Origin of the sequence: Limosilactobacillus sp., assembly GCF_022482365.1 — a bacterium.
In the GTDB taxonomy this organism is placed as follows: domain Bacteria; phylum Bacillota; class Bacilli; order Lactobacillales; family Lactobacillaceae; genus Limosilactobacillus.
The window spans coordinates 100,684-118,445 of sequence record NZ_JAKVPE010000001.1; the positions used below are offsets into that span (position 1 = coordinate 100,684).

Annotated in this window: 16 protein-coding genes and 1 riboswitch; of the genes, 14 read left to right on the plus strand and 2 right to left on the minus strand. The window is 58.1% G+C overall.

All coding sequences use genetic code 11. From position 1 onward, the window contains the following. Window positions 1-24: 24 nt before the first annotated feature. From ileS to LKE23_RS00525, 13 genes are all read left to right on the plus strand, one after another. On the plus strand, window positions 25-2,820 hold the full coding sequence (ileS, locus tag LKE23_RS00465) for an isoleucine--tRNA ligase (RefSeq protein ID WP_291977494.1): 2,796 nt from the start codon (window positions 25-27) through the stop codon (window positions 2,818-2,820). Window positions 2,821-3,081: 261 nt separating this feature from the next. Next, window positions 3,082-3,285 carry a cold-shock protein gene (locus tag LKE23_RS00470; protein WP_291977496.1) on the plus strand — a complete coding sequence of 68 codons (204 nt, stop codon included), beginning with the start codon at window positions 3,082-3,084 and terminating at the stop codon, window positions 3,283-3,285. Window positions 3,286-3,297: 12 nt separating this feature from the next. Continuing rightward, window positions 3,298-3,849: an NUDIX hydrolase gene (locus tag LKE23_RS00475; protein WP_291977499.1), complete on the plus strand. Its 552-nt coding sequence runs from the start codon at window positions 3,298-3,300 to the stop codon at window positions 3,847-3,849. Continuing rightward, window positions 3,842-4,171 (plus strand): hypothetical protein, encoded by a 330-nt coding sequence (locus LKE23_RS00480; protein WP_291977501.1) that lies wholly within the window; start codon window positions 3,842-3,844, stop codon window positions 4,169-4,171. The genes LKE23_RS00475 and LKE23_RS00480 overlap by 8 nt, the downstream gene beginning before the upstream one ends. A 14-nt stretch (window positions 4,172-4,185) precedes the next feature. After that, the gene (locus tag LKE23_RS00485) at window positions 4,186-4,881 is read left to right on the plus strand and encodes a 5'-methylthioadenosine/adenosylhomocysteine nucleosidase (protein ID WP_291977502.1); all 696 of its coding nucleotides are present in this window, start codon (window positions 4,186-4,188) and stop codon (window positions 4,879-4,881) included. Between the two features lie 18 nt (window positions 4,882-4,899). Continuing rightward, entirely contained in the window at window positions 4,900-6,069 is a 1,170-nt protein-coding gene (locus LKE23_RS00490; protein ID WP_291977504.1) for a cysteine desulfurase family protein, read from the plus strand. Window positions 6,070-6,071: 2 nt separating this feature from the next. Further along, window positions 6,072-6,416 (plus strand): DUF1831 domain-containing protein, encoded by a 345-nt coding sequence (locus LKE23_RS00495; protein ID WP_291977506.1) that lies wholly within the window; start codon window positions 6,072-6,074, stop codon window positions 6,414-6,416. 99 nt (window positions 6,417-6,515) lie between these two features. Then, on the plus strand, window positions 6,516-7,658 hold the full coding sequence (gene mnmA, locus LKE23_RS00500; protein WP_366512166.1) for a tRNA 2-thiouridine(34) synthase MnmA: 1,143 nt from the start codon (window positions 6,516-6,518) through the stop codon (window positions 7,656-7,658). Between the two features lie 111 nt (window positions 7,659-7,769). Next, a complete protein-coding gene (locus LKE23_RS00505; protein WP_291977510.1) occupies window positions 7,770-8,426 on the plus strand; it encodes a histidine phosphatase family protein in 657 nt (218 codons plus the stop codon). A 12-nt stretch (window positions 8,427-8,438) separates the two neighbouring features. Then, window positions 8,439-9,119, plus strand: a complete 681-nt coding sequence (locus LKE23_RS00510) for a tetratricopeptide repeat protein (protein ID WP_291977512.1) — start codon at window positions 8,439-8,441, stop codon at window positions 9,117-9,119. A gap of 29 nt (window positions 9,120-9,148) precedes the next feature. Beyond that, window positions 9,149-11,632, plus strand: coding sequence for an SF1B family DNA helicase RecD2 (gene recD2 / locus LKE23_RS00515; protein WP_291977514.1), 2,484 nt, complete (start codon window positions 9,149-9,151; stop codon window positions 11,630-11,632). A gap of 81 nt (window positions 11,633-11,713) precedes the next feature. Further along, window positions 11,714-12,691, plus strand: coding sequence for a ribose-phosphate diphosphokinase (locus tag LKE23_RS00520; protein WP_291977517.1), 978 nt, complete (start codon window positions 11,714-11,716; stop codon window positions 12,689-12,691). 68 nt (window positions 12,692-12,759) lie between these two features. Continuing rightward, the gene (locus LKE23_RS00525) at window positions 12,760-13,512 is read left to right on the plus strand and encodes a sulfite exporter TauE/SafE family protein (RefSeq protein ID WP_291977519.1); all 753 of its coding nucleotides are present in this window, start codon (window positions 12,760-12,762) and stop codon (window positions 13,510-13,512) included. Window positions 13,513-13,585: 73 nt separating this feature from the next. Here LKE23_RS00525 and dapF read toward each other — a convergent pair whose 3' ends face one another. Both dapF and LKE23_RS00535 read right to left on the minus strand, forming a co-directional pair. Next, a complete protein-coding gene (gene dapF, locus LKE23_RS00530; RefSeq protein ID WP_291977521.1) occupies window positions 13,586-14,587 on the minus strand; it encodes a diaminopimelate epimerase in 1,002 nt (333 codons plus the stop codon). A gap of 13 nt (window positions 14,588-14,600) precedes the next feature. Further along, the gene (locus tag LKE23_RS00535) at window positions 14,601-15,959 is read right to left on the minus strand and encodes an aspartate kinase (RefSeq protein ID WP_291977523.1); all 1,359 of its coding nucleotides are present in this window, start codon (window positions 15,957-15,959) and stop codon (window positions 14,601-14,603) included. A gap of 210 nt (window positions 15,960-16,169) precedes the next feature. Continuing rightward, a riboswitch (Lysine riboswitch) is annotated at window positions 16,170-16,352 on the plus strand. Between the two features lie 95 nt (window positions 16,353-16,447). Between LKE23_RS00535 and lysA the strand changes: the two genes are divergently transcribed. After that, on the plus strand, window positions 16,448-17,761 hold the full coding sequence (gene lysA / locus LKE23_RS00540) for a diaminopimelate decarboxylase (RefSeq protein WP_291977525.1): 1,314 nt from the start codon (window positions 16,448-16,450) through the stop codon (window positions 17,759-17,761). Window position 17,762: the final 1 nt, after the last annotated feature.

Below are 17,762 nucleotides of genomic sequence, written 5' to 3' on the forward strand. Positions count from 1 at the left end.
GCATAACTGAAAGGGGTAATTGTGATGCGGGTTAAAGACACGCTTAACATCGGTCGGACCAAGTTCCCCATGCGTGGGAAGCTGCCGGTCACCGAGGCCCAACGCGAACAGCTTTGGGAAGAAAACAAGGTTTATCAACTGCGACAAAAATTAAATGAGGGCAAGCCAACCTTCGTGCTCCACGATGGCCCTCCGTACGCCAACGGGAACATTCACATTGGCCACGCCATGAACAAGATTTCCAAGGACTTCATCGTCCGCTACAAGTCGATGACCGGCTACCGGGCACCGTACGTTCCGGGCTGGGATACCCATGGTCTGCCGATTGAACACCAGCTGACCAAGGCCGGCTACGACCGCAAGAAGATGTCGACCAGTGAGTTCCGTGACCTCTGCCGCAAGTACGCCTTGGAACAGGTTGACAAGCAGCGGACCGACTTCAAGCGCCTTGGGGTCAGCGGTGACTGGGACCACCCGTACCTGACGCTGGCCAAGGAATTTGAAGCCGCCCAGATCCGAGTCTTCGGCGAATTTGCCAAGAAGGGGCTGCTCTACCAGGCCAAGAAGCCAGTTTACTGGTCATGGTCCTCCGAATCCGCCCTGGCCGAAGCCGAGGTTGAATACCACGACGTCGTTGCCAAGACGGCCTTCTTCGCCGAACAGATCAAGGACGGCAAGGGGATCTTGGACGACAACACCTACCTGGTTGCCTGGACCACCACCCCATGGACCGTTCCGGCTTCCGAGGCCGTGGCGGTCAACGCCAAGTTTGATTACTCCGTGGTCAAGCCAGCCGGTGATGACCGGAAGTTTGTCCTGGCAACCGACCTGCTCGAATCCGTTGCCGAAAAGTTCGGCTGGGAAGACTACGAGGTTGTTTCCCACCTGAGCGGGGCCGACATGGAAGGCATGACCACCAAGCACCCGTACCTGGACCGCGACATCCTCGTCGGGACGGCCGACTACGTTACTGCCGATGCCGGTACCGGGATGGTCCACACCGCCCCGGGCTATGGTGACGACGACTACCACTTTGGGATCAAGTACCACCTGCCAATCTTGGCACCAATTACCGCCCAGGGGGTCCTGACCAAGGAAAACGGCCCCGACTTCGATGGCGTCTTCTACCAGGATGCCGATGACATCTCCTTGAAGAAGCTGGAAGAATCCGGTGCGCTCCTCCTGCAGGAACCGCTGAAGCACTCCTATCCATTTGACTGGCGGACCAAGAAGCCGATCATCTTCCGGGCCACCGACCAGTGGTTCGTTTCCATCGAAAAGATGCGCCAGGACATCCTGGACGCCCTGGAAAAGGTTGAATACCACCCATCATGGGGGAAGGTTCGCCTGCGCAACATGATCAAGGACCGTGGCGACTGGGTTATCTCCCGTCAGCGGGTCTGGGGCGTGCCGCTGCCGATCTTCTACGCCGAAGATGGCACCCCGATCATGGAGGAAGAAACGATCAACCACGTCGCCGATCTCTTCGCCAAGTACGGCTCCAACGTCTGGTTCGACCGTGACGCTAAGGATCTCCTGCCGGAAGGCTACACCAACGAGCATTCACCTCACGGCAAGTTCACCAAGGAAACCGACATCATGGACGTCTGGTTCGACTCCGGTTCTTCCCACCAGGGTGTCTTAGCCGAGCGGGACTACCTGACCTACCCGGCCGACATGTACCTGGAAGGGTCCGACCAGTACCGTGGCTGGTTCAACTCCAGTCTGATCACCAGCGTGGTCTGCTCCGGCCAGGCTCCTTACAAGGCCGTCATTTCCCAAGGATTTACCCTGGATAAGCACGGCAAGAAGATGAGTAAGTCGATGGGGAACGTCATCGACCCGAACAAGGTGGTTAAGCAGATGGGGGCCGAAATCATTCGGCTCTGGGTCATGAGTGCCGACACCTCCGCCGACGTCCGTGTTTCGATGGGGACCTTCCAGCAGATCTCCGAGGCCTACCGGAAGCTGCGGAACACCTTCCGCTTCCTGCTGGCCAACACCAGCGACTTCAACGCCGCTGAGGACACCGTTTCCTACGAGAAGCTCGAGGCCGTCGACCAGTACATGCTGGTCAACTTCAACCGCTTCTTGAAGCAGATGCGGACGGACTTCGACCAGTACGACTTCCTGGACGCTTACAAGCTCCTGATCAACTTCGTCAACAACGACCTGTCCGCCTTCTACATGAACGTGGCCAAGGACGTCCTCTACATCGAACCGGCCGACTCCCACGTTCGCCGCTCGATGCAGACGGTCTTCTACCAGATCCTGGTCAGCCTGGTTAAGCTCCTGACGCCAATTCTGCCGCACACGACGGAAGAGGTTTGGGGCTACATGAATGAACCAGAAGAATTCGTTCAGCTGACCGACATTCCGGAGGCCCGCGACTACGATGGGGCCGCCGACCTGCTCGACAAGTGGACGGGCTTCATGGAAGTTCGCTCCCACGTCCTGAAGGGCTTGGAAGAGGCCCGGAACGCCAAGCTGCTCAGCAAGGCTTCCCAGGCCCAGATCGACCTCTACTTAAACGACGCTCAGACCCGGCTGCTTGACAGCCTGGACGCAGACATCGCCCTGTTGCTCGGCGTTCCCGCCCTGCACATTCACCCGTTGGACGAAGCACCGGACAGTGCCGACAAGTACGACGATGGCGTTGCCGTAACCGTTACGGCCGCACCGGGCGAGACCTGTGCACGGTGCCGGATGGTCAAGGAAGACGTCGGCAGCGACTCGGCATACTCAACCCTGTGTGCGCGTTGTGCCCAGATCGTGCGGACTAACTTCCCGGAGACGGTTGCCGAAGGTCTTGAAAAATAGTTAAGAAGACGCCGGGGATGAGTCATTTCATGACAATTGATCCCTAGCGGTGTAAAATGTGGCTGGAAGAAAACTTTTGTTTTCTCCCAGCCACTTTCGCATTCTTAAATATTAATTAAAAAGATAACGTGGAAAATAACCGTGGGGCTAGTGTCTAGCTACGGACGAAAGCCGACGCCTCCAGCGCCGACTCCCGCCCTAGGCTAGCCATACGCCCCACTTTGCTGGTTATTTCCCACTCACAAATAAGTAGGTGAACACATGCTAACAGGCAAAGTAAAAAGTTTTGATGAACAGAAGGGCTGGGGCTTTATCCAGGTGCCCAACGAGGGTGAGATCTTCGTCCACTACCACGGAATCGAAGGAACCCACCGGCGGGTGCTGACGGCCGGTCAGGACGTTTCCCTGGTGATTGTGCAGGGTAAGCGGGGACCCCAGGCCGCCCATGTCCGGGTCCTAGATTAAGGAGGCGCGCTGATGGAATTTGAAGAAAAACCGCTGGAAAGCAAGACCGTCTTTCACGGTCATTTGATCGATGTTGAGGTCCAACAGGTCAAGACGCCGACTGGGATCGTCGCCCAGCGTGAAATCGTCCACCATGCCCCGGCCATCGCCATCTTGGCCTTGACCGCTGACAACAAAATGATCCTGGAAAAGCAGTGGCGGGCCCCGATCGCCAAGACCACCCTGGAGATTCCGGCCGGCAAGCTCGACAGCCGGGACCAGGACGACGCCGTTCACGCCGCCAAGCGGGAACTCAACGAGGAAACCCGCTACCAGGCACGGGAATTAAAGAAGCTCTCGTCCTTCTACACCTCGGTGGGCTGTATGGACGAGTACATGACCCTCTACCTGGCGACCGGGCTGACTCCGGTGGAGAACGCTCTGCCCCAGGACGCCGACGAACAGCTGGCCCTGATGACGGTCAGCCTCGACCAGGCCCTGGCGATGATCGAGCGCGGTGAGATCGAGGACGCCAAGACCGTCATGGCGATCTACTACTGGCGGGGGATGCAGAACAATGGCTGAGCAATCGACCACGCCTCGTCATGACGACGGGGGGCAGCCAAGCGAATTCGTCTCGCGCCAGCAGTATCGTCAGCAGCAGGCTGCCGCGGCCAAAGCGGCCAAGCAGCAGGAGGCCCAGCGCCGGCGGGCGGCCGCTGAAAATGAACCGGAAGCGGACCCGGCGGATGAGGCCACGATGCGCCGCCACGACTGGGCCGCGGATGTGAAGGAACAGGATCAAGAAGAAAAAACGCAACGCCTGAAGAAGCGGTTGAATATCGCGATCGTGGCCCTAATTGCGGCCATCATCGTCGTGTATTTGATCCTCTTTTACGTTGGATAGGAGAAATTACAATTATGAAATTTGGGATTATTTGTGCAATGCCGGAAGAAATCAAGGAGCTGACCGCCAGTCTGTCCGACAAGCAGGTCGAAACGGTCGGTGGCAAGGACTACCTGTCCGGTAAGATTTCTGACCAGGACGTCGTCTTAGTGGAGTCCGGAATCGGTAAGGTTGAGGCCGGAATTACGGCGGAACACCTGATTACCGACTTCCAGGTGGACGTGGTGATCAACTCCGGTTCCGCCGGGGGAATCGGCCAGGGCCTGCACGTCGGGGATGTCGTCATCTCCAGTGAGACGGCCTACCACGACGTCGATGCCCGGGCCTTTGACTACGTTTACGGTCAATTGCCGGGCAAGCAGCCGCGCTTTAAGGCCTCCGAGAAGTGGGGGAAGGCCTTGGAAGCTGCCGGTGAGAAGACCGGCTTGAACATCAAGCGCGGCCTGATCGTCTCCGGGGACCAGTTCATTGCCAGTCAAGAGGCGATCGACCGGATTCTCCACTACTTCCCGGACGCCCTCTCCAGTGAAATGGAAGGGGCCGCGGTGGGTCAAGTGGCAACCGACCACGACGTCCCGTACGTGGTGGTTCGGGCCATGTCCGACACCGGAAACGAAGACGCCGGGGTCAGCTTTGACGAGTTCATTATCGACGCCGGGAAGCGTTCCGCCAAGATGCTGCTGCAGCTCTTTGCGGACCTGAATAACTAATTGGAAGGAAGAATATTCGTGAGTGAGATTTATTTAGACAACGCGGCCACCACGCCGATGGCCCCCGAGGTACTAGAGACGATGACCCGGGAGATGAAGGATTCCTGGGGTAATGCCTCGACGGGTTATTCCTATGGACGGCATTCCAAGCTGGTGATGGAAAACAGCCGGCACGTGATCGCCCAGAGCATCAACGCCGATGACAACGAGATCATCTTTACCAGCGGGGGCACGGAGAGCGACAACACCGCCATCATCCAGACGGCCCTGACCCGGCAAAATCTCGGCAAGCACATCATCACCACGGCCATCGAGCACGAGGCGGTCTTAAAGCCGCTTCACTTCCTGGAGGAGCGGGGCTTTGAGGTTACCTACCTGCCGGTCAACGAGTACGGTGAAATCTCCCTCGATGACTTTAAGAAAGCTTTGCGTGACGACACGATCCTGGTCACGATCATGATGGGCAACAACGAGGTCGGCAGCCGGATGCCGATCCACGAGATTGGTGAAATCTTAAAGGACCACCAGGCCTGGTTCCACACCGATGCCGTCCAAACCTATGGCCTGCTGCCGATCGACGTCAAGCGCGACCACATCGACATGCTGTCGACCTCGGCCCACAAGCTCAACGGACCGAAGATGATGGGCTTCTTGTACCGGCGTGATGGGATCAGCTTCCCGAGCTTCATCAAGGGCGGCGACCAGGAGACCAAGCGCCGGGCCGGGACCGAAAACGTGCCGGCAATCGCGGCCTTTGCCAAGGCAGTCGAATTGGACAGCCCGGAGGAAAAGCAGCGCCGGCAGGAACGCTACTACCACTTCAAGCAGAAGATCGTGACCGCCCTGCGCGATCACGGGGTCGACTTTGAGGTCAACGGCCGGATTGATCCAAACGGGCTCAACCACGTCCTCAGCCTCTGGTTCAAGGGAATTTCGACCTACGTCATGCAGACCGACCTCGACCTGGCCGGGATTGCCGTCTCCGGTGGGTCGGCATGTACCGCCGGCAGCATCGAGCCGTCCCACGTTCTGACTGCCATGTACGGCGCTGACAGCCCCCGGATCAGCGAGTCGATCCGGATCAGCTTCGGGGCGATGAACACCGAAGAGGACATCGACAAGCTGATCGCTGCCATGATCAAGATCGTCGACAAGCTGAAGACAATTGATCAGCAAAAGGAGGACTAAGGATGGAATTTGCAAAGAGCGTCCGGATTCCTGGCGACACGGTGACCTATTCGATCAGCCCGGACATCAAGAAGTACGCCCTCTTGGATCTGGGCTTTGAGGAGACCAAGCGGGGCAACTTTGAATACAAGGGCAGCCTGGATACCGACAACCCCTTTAAGCCGGTGGCCCGGCTGCGGATCCTGATTAATGCCGACCTGACCGGTTTTAAGATGGAGACGATTTCGGGCAACGGGATGCGCAAGGTCAACATCTTCAAGCACGCCCGCGCCAAGGAATTCGTTGAGCAGTACCACTACATCCTGGCCGACATGCTCAAGCGCCAGGTTTTGACGGCGCCAAATTAATTCTGTGCAGGCGGCCTGATCCTTTGGTACAATGGTTGATACTGGATGCATGCGACCTTCAATCGTAGATTATTCCAGAATCTATTGGAAATGATGGTGATGTATAAAATGACTGATCACAGTCACACACGTGTTGTTGTCGGGATGAGCGGCGGGGTTGACTCCTCCGTGACCGCCCTGCTTTTGAAGCGCCAGGGCTATGACGTTGTCGGCGTCTTCATGAAGAACTGGGACGATACCGACGAAAACGGCGTCTGTACCGCGACGGAGGACTACAAGGACGTCGCGAAGGTAGCCGCCAAGATCGGGATTCCTTACTACTCGGTCAACTTTGAAAAGGAGTACTGGGACCGGGTTTTCAAGTACTTCATTGCCGAGTACAAGAAGGGGCGGACGCCAAACCCGGACGTCATCTGCAACAAGGAAATTAAGTTCAAGGCCTTCATCGACTACGCCAACCAATTGGGGGCCGATTACGTGGCCACGGGTCACTATGCCGACCTGAAGCGCGACGCGGACGGCCGGATGCACCTGATGCGGGCCCGTGACCAGCACAAGGACCAGACCTACTTCCTGAGCCAGCTCGACTACCAGCAGCTGGACCGGGTGATGTTCCCACTGGCCAACTACACCAAGCCGGAGATTCGCCAGCTTGCCAAGGAGGCGGGACTCGCCACCGCTGACAAGAAGGACTCAGTCGGCATCTGCTTCATCGGTGAGGACGGTCACTTCCGCGAGTTCCTCAGCCAGTACATCCCCGCTCAGCCGGGCAAGATGGAGACGGTTGACGGCAAGGTTGTCGGCCAGCACATGGGGCTGATGTACTACACGATCGGTCAGCGCCGGGGCCTCGGCCTGGGCGGCAACAAGGAGAGCAATGAGCCCTGGTTCGTCATCGGCAAGGACATCAAGAAGAACGTCCTCTACGTTGGCCAGGGCTACCACAATGAGCACCTGTATGCGACCCACCTGGAGGCCAGTGACATTCACTGGGTCGACGACGTGGTGAGCCGCTACGGTCATGACTTCCACTGTACGGCCAAGTTCCGTTACCGCCAGAAGGACGTCGGCGTGACCGTCCACCTGGCAGAGGACGGCCAGCAGGTCACGGTCGAATTCGACGATCCGGCCCGCGCGATCACGCCGGGCCAGGCGGTCGTCTTCTACGACGGTGAGGAGTGCCTGGGGAGCGCGATCATCGACCGGGCTTACAACCAGGACCGCCAGCTGCAGTATGTTTAATTAAAATTAAAGGTTGAGGGAGTTCCTCAGCCTTTTTTGTATATCGGATGAACATTCACCGTTTAATTTGGTAGAATATTAGTAAATTAGAAAAAAGGTCTGCGATAGAAATTGACAAAAGTATATTTGATTCGTCATGGAAAAACCGAATGGAACCTTCAGTCCCGCTACCAGGGTGCTCACGGGGACTCACCGCTGCTGGAATCCAGCTACCACGAGATTGAACAACTTGCCGAATCCCTGCGGCCGGTGCCGATTGCCCACGTCTACGCCAGCCCGTTGAAGCGGGCACGGGTGACGGCCCAGCGCCTGATCGACAACATCAACAGGCCGATCCCGCTGACGCTCGATAGCCGCCTGGCGGAGTTTAACCTCGGCAAGATGGAGGGGATGCACTTCGACGAGGTGGCGGCAAAGTGGCCGGCAGCGCTGGACAATTTCCGTCACCATCCCGACAAGTACGACGCCCAGCTGATCGAGAGCGAGAGCTTCCAGGAGGTCATCGCCCGGGTGGGCACGGCGATCAAGGAATTTTGCCGGAACCACTCGAACGACAACATCGTGGTGGTATCCCACGGGGCGGCCCTGAATGCGACCATCAATGCGCTGATTGGGACTCCACTGGCGCATTTGAAGGACCGCGGGGGATTATCCAACACTTCCACCACGATTCTTCAAACCAGTGATGCCGAGCATTTTGAACTCGAAAAGTGGAACGACACGTCCTACCTTCACAAGACGAAGGTTGATCCAACCGACACGATTTAAGAGGTGAATGAGATGACAGAAAAGAAGGATTTTCGCGACAGCGAGAAGAAACAAACTGAAAAGCTGGTTCACAAGCTGATCCAGGCGATCGACGAGCACCCGGACAAGGTCAACAATTACTACGACCTGGGTTCACTGCTGACCCGGCTGAATGACTATCAGCAGGCCGAGGAGCTCTTCATGAAGGCCCTCGGGATCTTCGAGGCCAAGAACGACCAGGAGGCCCAGGATCTGCTGAACTACGGCCTCGGCAACCTCTACTACGAGGTGGGCAAGGTCGATCGGGCCATCGAGCTCTACAACAAGATCAAGGATGACAAGCGCAAGGCCGATTCCTACCTGATGCTGGCCCAGAGCTACATGAAGAAGGGGCAGCACAAGCAGGCGGTCGCTTACGGCCTGACCGCCCACGAGTTGCGCCAGGAGGACCCGGCCATCAACCAGGTCATCGGTGACTCGCTCCTCGCCCTGGGTGAATTTAAGCAGGCCAAGCAATACTACGACGCGATCTTGAAGCGCCACCCCGGCCGGGCCGACACCCAGTTCAACCGGGGACTGGTCGCCATGGTCTTAGGCGAGCCCTACCAGGACTACCTGACCCAGGCCAAGCAGCTGGACCCAGTTTACTATCAAAAGAGCGAACAGCGGTTGAACGACATTGAAAAGACCCTGCGGACGACCCAGGGTGATTAACATTAACCAGACACGAAAGGATGACTTCAATGGCTGATGAAATCGACTTATTTAAGACGCCCACGGAGCCGTCTTTTTTTATTGGCCAGGTGCAGTCGGAGATCTTCACCAGCCCCGATTCCTTCTACAAGGTGCTGATCGTCTCGGTGGAGGACGCCAACTTTGATTGGAACGAGACCGAGATCACGGTTACCGGGAGCTTCGGGGAGCTCAGCGACGACCAGACCTACCGCTTTGAGGGTCAGCTGGTCGACCATCCCCGCTACGGTCGCCAGTTTCAGGCCCAGTCCTACCACGTCAACCGGCCGACCAGCCGGGAGGGGCTGATCGAATTCCTCGCTAGCAAGCAGTTCAGCGGAATTGGCAAGAAGACGGCCGAAAAGATCGTCGATACCCTGGGGACCAACGCCATCGAAAAGATCACCAACGATCCCCACGTCCTGGACGCCCTGAACCTGCGCCACGGCATCAAGCAGACCCTGGTGGAGAACCTCAACGCCAGCCAGGGGATGGACCAGATCATCATTGGCTTAAACGACCTGGGCTTTGGCAGTAACCTCAGCAGCGCCATCTTTGACAAGTACGGCGACGAGACCCTCCACATCATCCACGAGAACCCATACCGCTTGGCGACGGATATTGACGGGATCAGCTTTAAGCGGGCCGATCAGGTGGCAGCCCACCTGAAACTGCCGGCCGACGATCCGCGGCGGATTGGTGCGGCCATTTTTCAGAGTCTCGACGACCTGACGATGGAAACCGGCGACACCTACACGACCACCCAGCCGCTCCTCCAACAGGCCGTTTCCCTGCTGAACGCGGACGAGCGGGGGATGGTGAGCGTCGATGCGGTGGCCGATCAGATCGTGGCCCTTGAGAAGCATAATGCCATCAGCTACGAGGAGCAGCGGATCTACCCGGCGGCACTTTTTAAGGCGGAATGGCAGATTGCCGAAAACCTCCACCGGATTTTTACCGCCCCTGGCGAACGGGTTGACCCGGATACCGTCGACCAGGTGGTGGCCAAGACGAGCACCCAGGCCGGCATCAAGTACGATCCGGTCCAGACTAAGGCGATCAAGCAAGCCCTCACGCACAAGGTCCTCCTGCTGACGGGGGGACCCGGAACGGGCAAGACGACCATCATTAAGGGAATTGTGGCGGCCTACGCCGAACTGCACCAGATTTCTTTAGACCTCGGCGAATACAAGGACAACGCCTTCCCAGTCCTGCTGGCGGCACCGACGGGACGGGCGGCTAAGCGGATGAGTGAGGCGACCGACTTGCCGGCCAGCACCATTCACCGGATGCTGGGCCTCAATGGCCGGGAGGTGCCGACGGACATGAACGCCCGTGACATCAAGGGGTCGCTCTTGATCATTGACGAGATGTCGATGGTCGACACCTTCCTCTTTAAGACCCTGGTTCAGGCGATTCCGACCTCGATGCACGTCGTCTTAGTTGGTGATAAGGACCAGCTGCCCTCAGTCAGCCCCGGCCAGGTTTTCCACGACCTCTTGGCCTTTGGTGACCTGCCCCAGGTGGAACTGACCAATATTCACCGCCAGTCGGCCGACTCAACGATTATCCCGCTGGCCCACGCCATCAAGGAGGGCCACGTGCCCGCCAACCTCACCAACCGGATGGCTGACCGGTCCTTCATCAAGTGCCACGCTCCCCAGGTGCCAAGCATCGTCCACCAGATCATTGATCTCGCGGCCAAACGGGGATATTCGGCCGACGATGTCCAAATCCTGGCACCGATGTACCGGGGCCAGGCCGGGGTCGACAACCTCAACCAGCTGGCCCAGGCGGCCTACAATCCGCCGACCAAGGACAAGCAGGAGATCGAGTTCCGCGGCCAGACCTTCCGGGTGGGGGACAAGGTCCTGCAGCTGGTCAACAGCCCGGAGAACAACGTCTTTAACGGTGACATCGGGCGGATCACTGCAATTGAGGCCCGGGGAAAGAAGGGGACCAAGAGGACGGCCACGATCACGATCGACTTCGACGGCAACGAGGTCACTTACGGTCGTCAGGAATGGAACCAGATCCGCCTGGCCTACTGCATCTCGATTCACAAGTCCCAGGGAAGCCAGTTTAAGATGGTGCTTCTGCCCCTGGTGGCCCAGTTTAACCGGATGCTGCAGCGCAACCTGGTCTACACGGCGATCACCCGGGCGGCTGAGAAGCTGGTGCTGATTGGTGAACCGGCGGCCCTGGTGACGGCCACCCGCAACACGGGGGTCAACCGGCAGACAACTCTCCGGCAGCGATTGCAGACCGTTTGGCAGCGCCATGACGACCTGAAGTCACCGCTGGATTCACCGGCCAACGAGGGAGCGGGTGTTGCCAAGTCATCGCCTTCAGCAACCCAGCCTCAGCAAACAACGGTCCCTGACCCGGCGCCAATTGATCCGGCCGCGCCGCACGTTCTGACGGCCCAGCTGATCGACCAGGAGGCGGTCGATCCCCTGATCGGGATGAACGGCATTCGGCCCCAGGACTGTTAGGCGAGATTTTGACTTGATTGCCCGCGGATTTGTTGCGATAATGAAAGTGAATTTTTTGCATAGAACAAAAGGAGCACAAAGATGACCCAGATTAAGAATGCTAAGAACGTCCGCCTGTTTGCCTTAAACTCGAACCGGCCACTAGCCGAGGCCATTGCTGAACGGATTGGTTTACCGCTGAGCAAGGCCTCGATCAGCCACTTCGCCGATGGGGAGATTAAGATTACCATCGACGAGAGCGTGCGGGGCTGCGAGGTTTACGTGGTTCAGTCCGTTTCCGACCCGGTCAACACCAACCTGATGGAATTATTGATCATGGTCGATGCCCTGCGGCGGGCGAGTGCTGCTAAGATCAACGTCGTGATGCCTTACTACGGGTACGCACGGCAGGATCGGAAGGCCCGCAGCCGGGAACCAATCACCGCTAAGCTGATTGCCAACCTGCTGGAGATGGACCAGATCGACCGCCTGGTAACGATTGATCTCCACGCTGCCCAGGTTCAGGGCTTCTTTGACATTCCGGTGGACCACCTCCAGGCCACCAGCCTGCTGGCCAAGTACTGTGAACAGCAGGGCCTGACCGGCGACAACGCCGTGGTGGTTTCGCCCGACCATGCCGGGGTCAGCCTGGCGCGGAAGTTTGCGGAACGAATCAAGGCCCCAATCGCGATTGTCGACAACCGGGCAGATGAGGTTCGGGAGCGGGACAACCAGGAGGTGCCTGAATACGTCATCGGGGACGTCAAGGACCGCAACGCCATCATCGTCGACGACATCGTAGACACCGGCGTGCGGATGAAACTGTCGGCGGCGGCATTGCAGAAGTTCGGCGCCAAGAAGATCTACGGGGTGGCTACCCACGCCGTCCTGTCCGGGGATGCGGTCAACACCCTGGAAGGCTCCGGCCTGGAGGAAATGATCGTGACCGACACGATCAACCTGCCGGAGGAGAAGTGCTTTAAGAAGCTGGTTCGGTTGTCGGTTGCCGACCTGCTGGCCGAGGCGCTCGTCCGGATCCACAACCACCAGTCTATCGACACGCTCTTCAATCACAATTAAAAAATAAAGTGTTGGACCACGTAAAACCGGTTCAACACTTTTTTGCATTTTGAAAAGGGGAAGGAAAATTGCTGCAGCTGCTTTCGTTAATCTTAATTGGCTTTCTCGTCGGAATCTTTGTGATCTCGCTCGGCGGGGGTGGGGGAGCGATCTACCTCGGCGTCTTGACCGGGATCTTTCGCCTCGCTCCTGCCGCGGCGGCAGCGACCTCAATTGTGACGGCGCTACCGGCCCTGGTGATCGGTGCCTGGTCCTACTACCGGAAGGGCCTGATCGATTTTAAACTGGGGAGTCGGATGATGTTGGCAGCCATCCCAAGCATTTTCGTCGGCTTTTTCATCTCGCCCCTCATCCCACAGCAGATCTATAAGGTCGTGATCGGGCTGATCCTGGTCGCTCTGGGCCTGCAGATCATTTATCAGCTCTACCACAACCGTCCCAGCAAGCACCGTCACCTGTCGCCAAGGCTGGCCAGCGTCCTCTATGGGATCCTCGGTGGCCTGATGGTCGGCATCGCGGGCCTGAGCGGCGGGGGACCAATCACGGCCGGGCTGCTGATCCTTGGCGTGCCGATGAAGAACGCCTCGGCGACCTCGTCCTACGTGCTGGTCGGCATGTCGATCGTCGGCGCCCTGCTGCACCTCACCGGGGGCAACGTTGACTGGCAGGCGGCCGGTGGGCTGATTGCGGGTTCCCTGGCCGGGGCCGTGCTCGCCCCAACCGTGATCATCTGGCTGACCAACAAGCCGTCCCGGGCCTTTCTGGTCAAGCTCTTCATGGGGATCTTCGTTGCTACCATGGGGATAGTTTCAATGCGATAAATTAATAAAGCCACCGAAACACGCAAAATGCGGTTTCGATGACTTTTTGAATACCATTGAGATTGATGAAGAACTAATCGACCAGGTCAAAGTGGGGGAGCTGGTTGACGAAATTCTGGTAGGCGGCCTGTTCACCGGTGCTTTCGATCTGGACCTGTGCTGGCTTGACGTTTGCCTGGTGCAAGCTGGCCTCGTCCACCGTGATCCTTTCCGTGAAGGTGGCGTTGCCGATCAGCTCGATCCAGTAGTGCTGATCTTCGTAGTGGATGATGGTGCGGACCTTGCCGCCCGGATTGAAGACGTCGATCGGCTGGTCGAAGCTGGCCTGGTCGGGATGAAGGAGGACGAAGGCCAGGCTGGTGGCCGACATCCCGGTCCCGCAGGCGTTGGTAAAGCCGACGCCCCGTTCATAGGTCCGGACGAATAATTGGTTCTGCCCCAGGATGTGGGCAAAGTTGACGTTGACCCCGTCGGTGAAGTAGGGGTTCGTCCCGTTGAGCCGTTTCCCAATCACGCCGAGAACGTCATCCTGCAGGGCGGGCCGGTCGACAAAGGAGATCAGGTGCGGGTTCGGCACCGCGATGGCGGAGAAGGTCAGCTGGGGCCAGATTTCGGGAACCGGGGTGCCAAGCAGGCGGTCGTGACCAAGCTTTTCATACGGCAGGGCCTCCCGGTTGAAGCGGACCGGCGAGATCTCGACGGCAAAGGCGGGCACGCCGGTGGCCAGGTCGGGCTGGCGGCGCACCTGGAGACTGGCGTCCAGGGTGTCGACGGCAAAGTGCTCCAGGCCGTCCCGTTCCGCCACGTAACGGGCCACGGTCCGCAGTCCGTTCCCGCACATCGTGGCCTCGCTCCCGTCGGCGTTGATGACCCGCATCTGGGCCTGTGAACCGGGGCGGGTCGGCTTATTGACGACCAGCAGCCCATCGGCACCGCCGAGGAGGCCCTCCTGGGGATCGGTGAGCTGCTGTGCCAGGGCGGCGAGCTCGGCGTCGGTCAGGGGCTGTTTTAAGGTGGTTTGGTCGAGGATGAAGAATTGGTTGGCTGAACCATGGACTTTCAATAGGGTTGGCATAGAAAATTCCTCCTTAGTTGGCGAAGAAACGGTGGTAGATGGCGCGGACGGCGTTATCGGCGTCCTTGTCGAAGGTCCCGATCATGATTGAGATCCGGGAGGCCCCCTGGTTGATCATCGGCACGGCGATGTGGTTCTTGGCCAGCGGCTCCAGAATATCATTGATGACCCCGACCCGGTTGCGCATGCCCTCGCCGACGACCATCGTGATCGCGTAGTTGTCGATCCATTCGAGGTGGTCGGGGTTGACGGTTTCCTGGATCTCGTTGCTGACTTCGTCGATCAGCTGATCATTGATTTGGTCACGGTCGAGGATGATCGTGATGTCATCGATCCCGGACGGCATGTGTTCGTAGGAGATGCCGTGCTTGGCCAGGATTTGTAGGATCCGCAGGGTGAAACCGATCTGCTTGTTCAACAGGTACTTGTGCAGGTAAAGGGCGGCGAAGTGCTTGCCGCTGACGATCCCGGTGACGATGTCGCGGGGTTGGAAGTTCTTGTCCGGCACGATCAGCGTTCCCGGCTTTTCCGGGTGCTGGGTGTTCTTGACGTTGATCGGCACGTTGCCTTGAATGGCTGGAATCAGGGCCTCGTCGTGGAAGACGGAGAAGCCTGCGTAGGAGAGCTCCCGCATCTCACGGTAGGTCATCTTGGCGATCGGCTCAGGGTCGTCGATGACGTTTGGGTTGGCCGAGTAGATGGCGTCGACGTCAGTGAAGTTTTCGTAGAGGTCGGCGTGGAGCCCGCGGGCCAGGATTGCCCCGGTGATGTCGGAGCCGCCGCGGGAGAAGGTGGCGATGTGTCCGGCCAGGGTGATCCCGTAGAAGCCGGGGAAGACGAGCAGTTCGCTTTGCTTGGCCGTGAAGTGGTCCAGCAGGCTGTAGGTTTCGGGGATGACGTTGGCGTTATTGGGCGTCCCGGTAACCCGGATCCCGGCCTCGGTCGGCGTCACGAAGCGGGCCTCGTAGCCAAGGTGGTTCAAGACGGCCGCCATCAGCATGGCGTTGGACCGCTCCCCATGGGCCTTGAAGGCGGCCATCAGGTAGTGGTTGTTCGGGTACTTGCCGGCGGGTAGGTCGTGGAGGCGTTGGATCAGGTCGGCTAGTTTTTCAGTGGGCAGGTTGAAATACTTGGCGATCGCCTGATAACGGCTGATGATTTGGGTGAGAACGTCGTCGTAGGGCTGCTTGTTGATGACCCGGTGGGCGTATTCGATCAGCAGGTCGGTCACCTTGATGTCATCGGGGGTCCGCTTGCCGGGGGCGGAGGTGACGATCACCCGTCGTTCGGGATCGGCCGTGATGATTTTGATTGCCTGGGCAAAGGTCTCCCCGTCGGCCAGGGAGCTGCCACCGAATTTTACTACTTTCATTGCTAAGGACTCCTTGCGAGCGATAATTAGACTTACTAATTATTGCTAAATTATTTTAACCGAATTTTAACATGGAACTTAAAATAAGCAAGCCGTTTTATTTCATCAACCCGATAGAATAACGTTTTACTTCATATAAGCAACTCATTTAATTTGTGAAAAATTAATTTACCCGCTTGACTTTCTCATTATTTGGTATAAGCTATAAACATAAATCGAAGAGGCGCAGCCAACACTAGTAAGCAATCGGAGCCAGCCACGCAAGGATGATTGCCGAACAGGGCGGCTGCCGAAGCGCTTAGTCTGGCAGGGCTAGGTTGGCTGGGGCGTGGCCTAATAAGTCACGGACTGTCGCAGGACACATAATCAGCCTGCGTTGCGCTATCGACAAATTAAATGGATAATTAACAATCCACTGTTTGTTTGCGCAGACAGTGGATCTTTTTTTACAGTCGATTCCCCACGCAAAGCAATGGAGGGAATAGCAGATGAATGAGCAGATTAGTGAGCAAGAGATTAATGCGGCCGGGCATCTGACGGTCGGGGGCTGTGACACGATTGAGTTGGCTAAGCAATATGGGACGCCGCTGGTGGTCTACGATGTTGCCAAGATTCGTGATCAGATCCGCCGTTTCCGCAAGGTCTTTGAAAAAAATGATGTTGACTACGCGGTCAGCTACGCCAGCAAGGCCTTCGCGGCGGTCGCCATCTACCAGGTGGCGGCAGCAGAGGGCGCCCACGTGGACGTCGTTTCGGCCGGGGAACTCTACACGGCGATCAAGGCCGGCTTCCCGATGGAGCGGGTCAGCTTCCACGGCAATAACAAGTCGAGAGAAGAGCTTGCGATGGCGATCCGCCACCATGTCGGTGTGATCATGCTGGACAATTTCCACGAGATCGACCTGCTGGCGGACCTCCTGGAAGAGGCGGACGCCAAGATCAAGGTGATGTTGCGGATCACGCCCGGAATTTCCGCCCACACGAACAAGTACATCCAGACCGGTCAGGTGGACAGCAAGTTTGGCTTTGACCTCGCATCAGGCCAAGCCGACCTGGCCCTGGAAAAGGTGCTGGCCAACCCGCGGATGGAAATGGAAGGGCTCCATGCCCACATCGGTTCGCAGATCTTTGAACTGGCCGGCTTTGAAGGGGTGGCCAACAAGCTGGTCGAAGTTGCCAGCCACTGGCAAGAAAAGTATGGTTATCAAGCGCGGGTAATCAATGTCGGCGGGGGCTTCGGGATCCGCTACGTCAGCGGCGATCACCCACTGATGCCGGAAGACTTCGTGGACGCGATCATCAAGGCCATCAAGCAGGCGATTGCTTCGACCGACCTGGCGATGCCGGCCATCTGGATTGAACCGGGTCGCTCGATCGTCGGCCCGGCCGGCTACAACCTCTACACGGTTGGTTCCCGCAAGGACGTGCCGGGGCTCAAGCCGTACGTGACCGTTGACGGTGGGATGGGCGACAACATTCGTCCCGCCCTCTACCAGGCCGAGTACGAAACGGTCCTCGCCAGCGATCCCCACGCCCCGATCAAGGAGCACGTTCGCCTGGCCGGCAAGTACTGCGAATCCGGCGACATCCTGAGTCAGGATCAGGGCCTGCCGGCAACCAAGCCCGGGGATGTCCTGGCAATGCTCGACACCGGGGCCTACGGTTATTCAATGGCCTCCAACTACAATCGCAATCCGCGGCCGGCGGTGGTCTTTGCCGAAAACGGTCAATCCCAGGTTGTGATCGAACGGGAAAGCCTGGATGACCTGGTTCACCTCGACCGTCCCTATCGCGCCCAGTAAT

What these genes read in the sequence shown, in the direction of transcription:
- LKE23_RS00470 (WP_291977496.1), top strand. Translation starts at nt 3,082, where the DNA reads ATGCTAACAGGCAAAGTAAAAAGTTTTGATGAACAGAAGGGCTGGGGC.
- LKE23_RS00485 (WP_291977502.1), top strand. Translation starts at nt 4,186, where the DNA reads ATGAAATTTGGGATTATTTGTGCAATGCCGGAAGAAATCAAGGAGCTG.
- LKE23_RS00510 (WP_291977512.1), top strand. Translation starts at nt 8,439, where the DNA reads ATGACAGAAAAGAAGGATTTTCGCGACAGCGAGAAGAAACAAACTGAA.
- lysA (WP_291977525.1), top strand. Translation starts at nt 16,448, where the DNA reads ATGAATGAGCAGATTAGTGAGCAAGAGATTAATGCGGCCGGGCATCTG.
- LKE23_RS00520 (WP_291977517.1), top strand. Translation starts at nt 11,714, where the DNA reads ATGACCCAGATTAAGAATGCTAAGAACGTCCGCCTGTTTGCCTTAAAC.
- dapF (WP_291977521.1), bottom strand. Translation starts at nt 14,587, where the DNA reads ATGCCAACCCTATTGAAAGTCCATGGTTCAGCCAACCAATTCTTCATC.
- LKE23_RS00535 (WP_291977523.1), bottom strand. Translation starts at nt 15,959, where the DNA reads ATGAAAGTAGTAAAATTCGGTGGCAGCTCCCTGGCCGACGGGGAGACC.
- LKE23_RS00475 (WP_291977499.1), top strand. Translation starts at nt 3,298, where the DNA reads ATGGAATTTGAAGAAAAACCGCTGGAAAGCAAGACCGTCTTTCACGGT.
- LKE23_RS00495 (WP_291977506.1), top strand. Translation starts at nt 6,072, where the DNA reads ATGGAATTTGCAAAGAGCGTCCGGATTCCTGGCGACACGGTGACCTAT.
- recD2 (WP_291977514.1), top strand. Translation starts at nt 9,149, where the DNA reads ATGGCTGATGAAATCGACTTATTTAAGACGCCCACGGAGCCGTCTTTT.
- mnmA (WP_366512166.1), top strand. Translation starts at nt 6,516, where the DNA reads ATGTATAAAATGACTGATCACAGTCACACACGTGTTGTTGTCGGGATG.
- ileS (WP_291977494.1), top strand. Translation starts at nt 25, where the DNA reads ATGCGGGTTAAAGACACGCTTAACATCGGTCGGACCAAGTTCCCCATG.
- LKE23_RS00480 (WP_291977501.1), top strand. Translation starts at nt 3,842, where the DNA reads ATGGCTGAGCAATCGACCACGCCTCGTCATGACGACGGGGGGCAGCCA.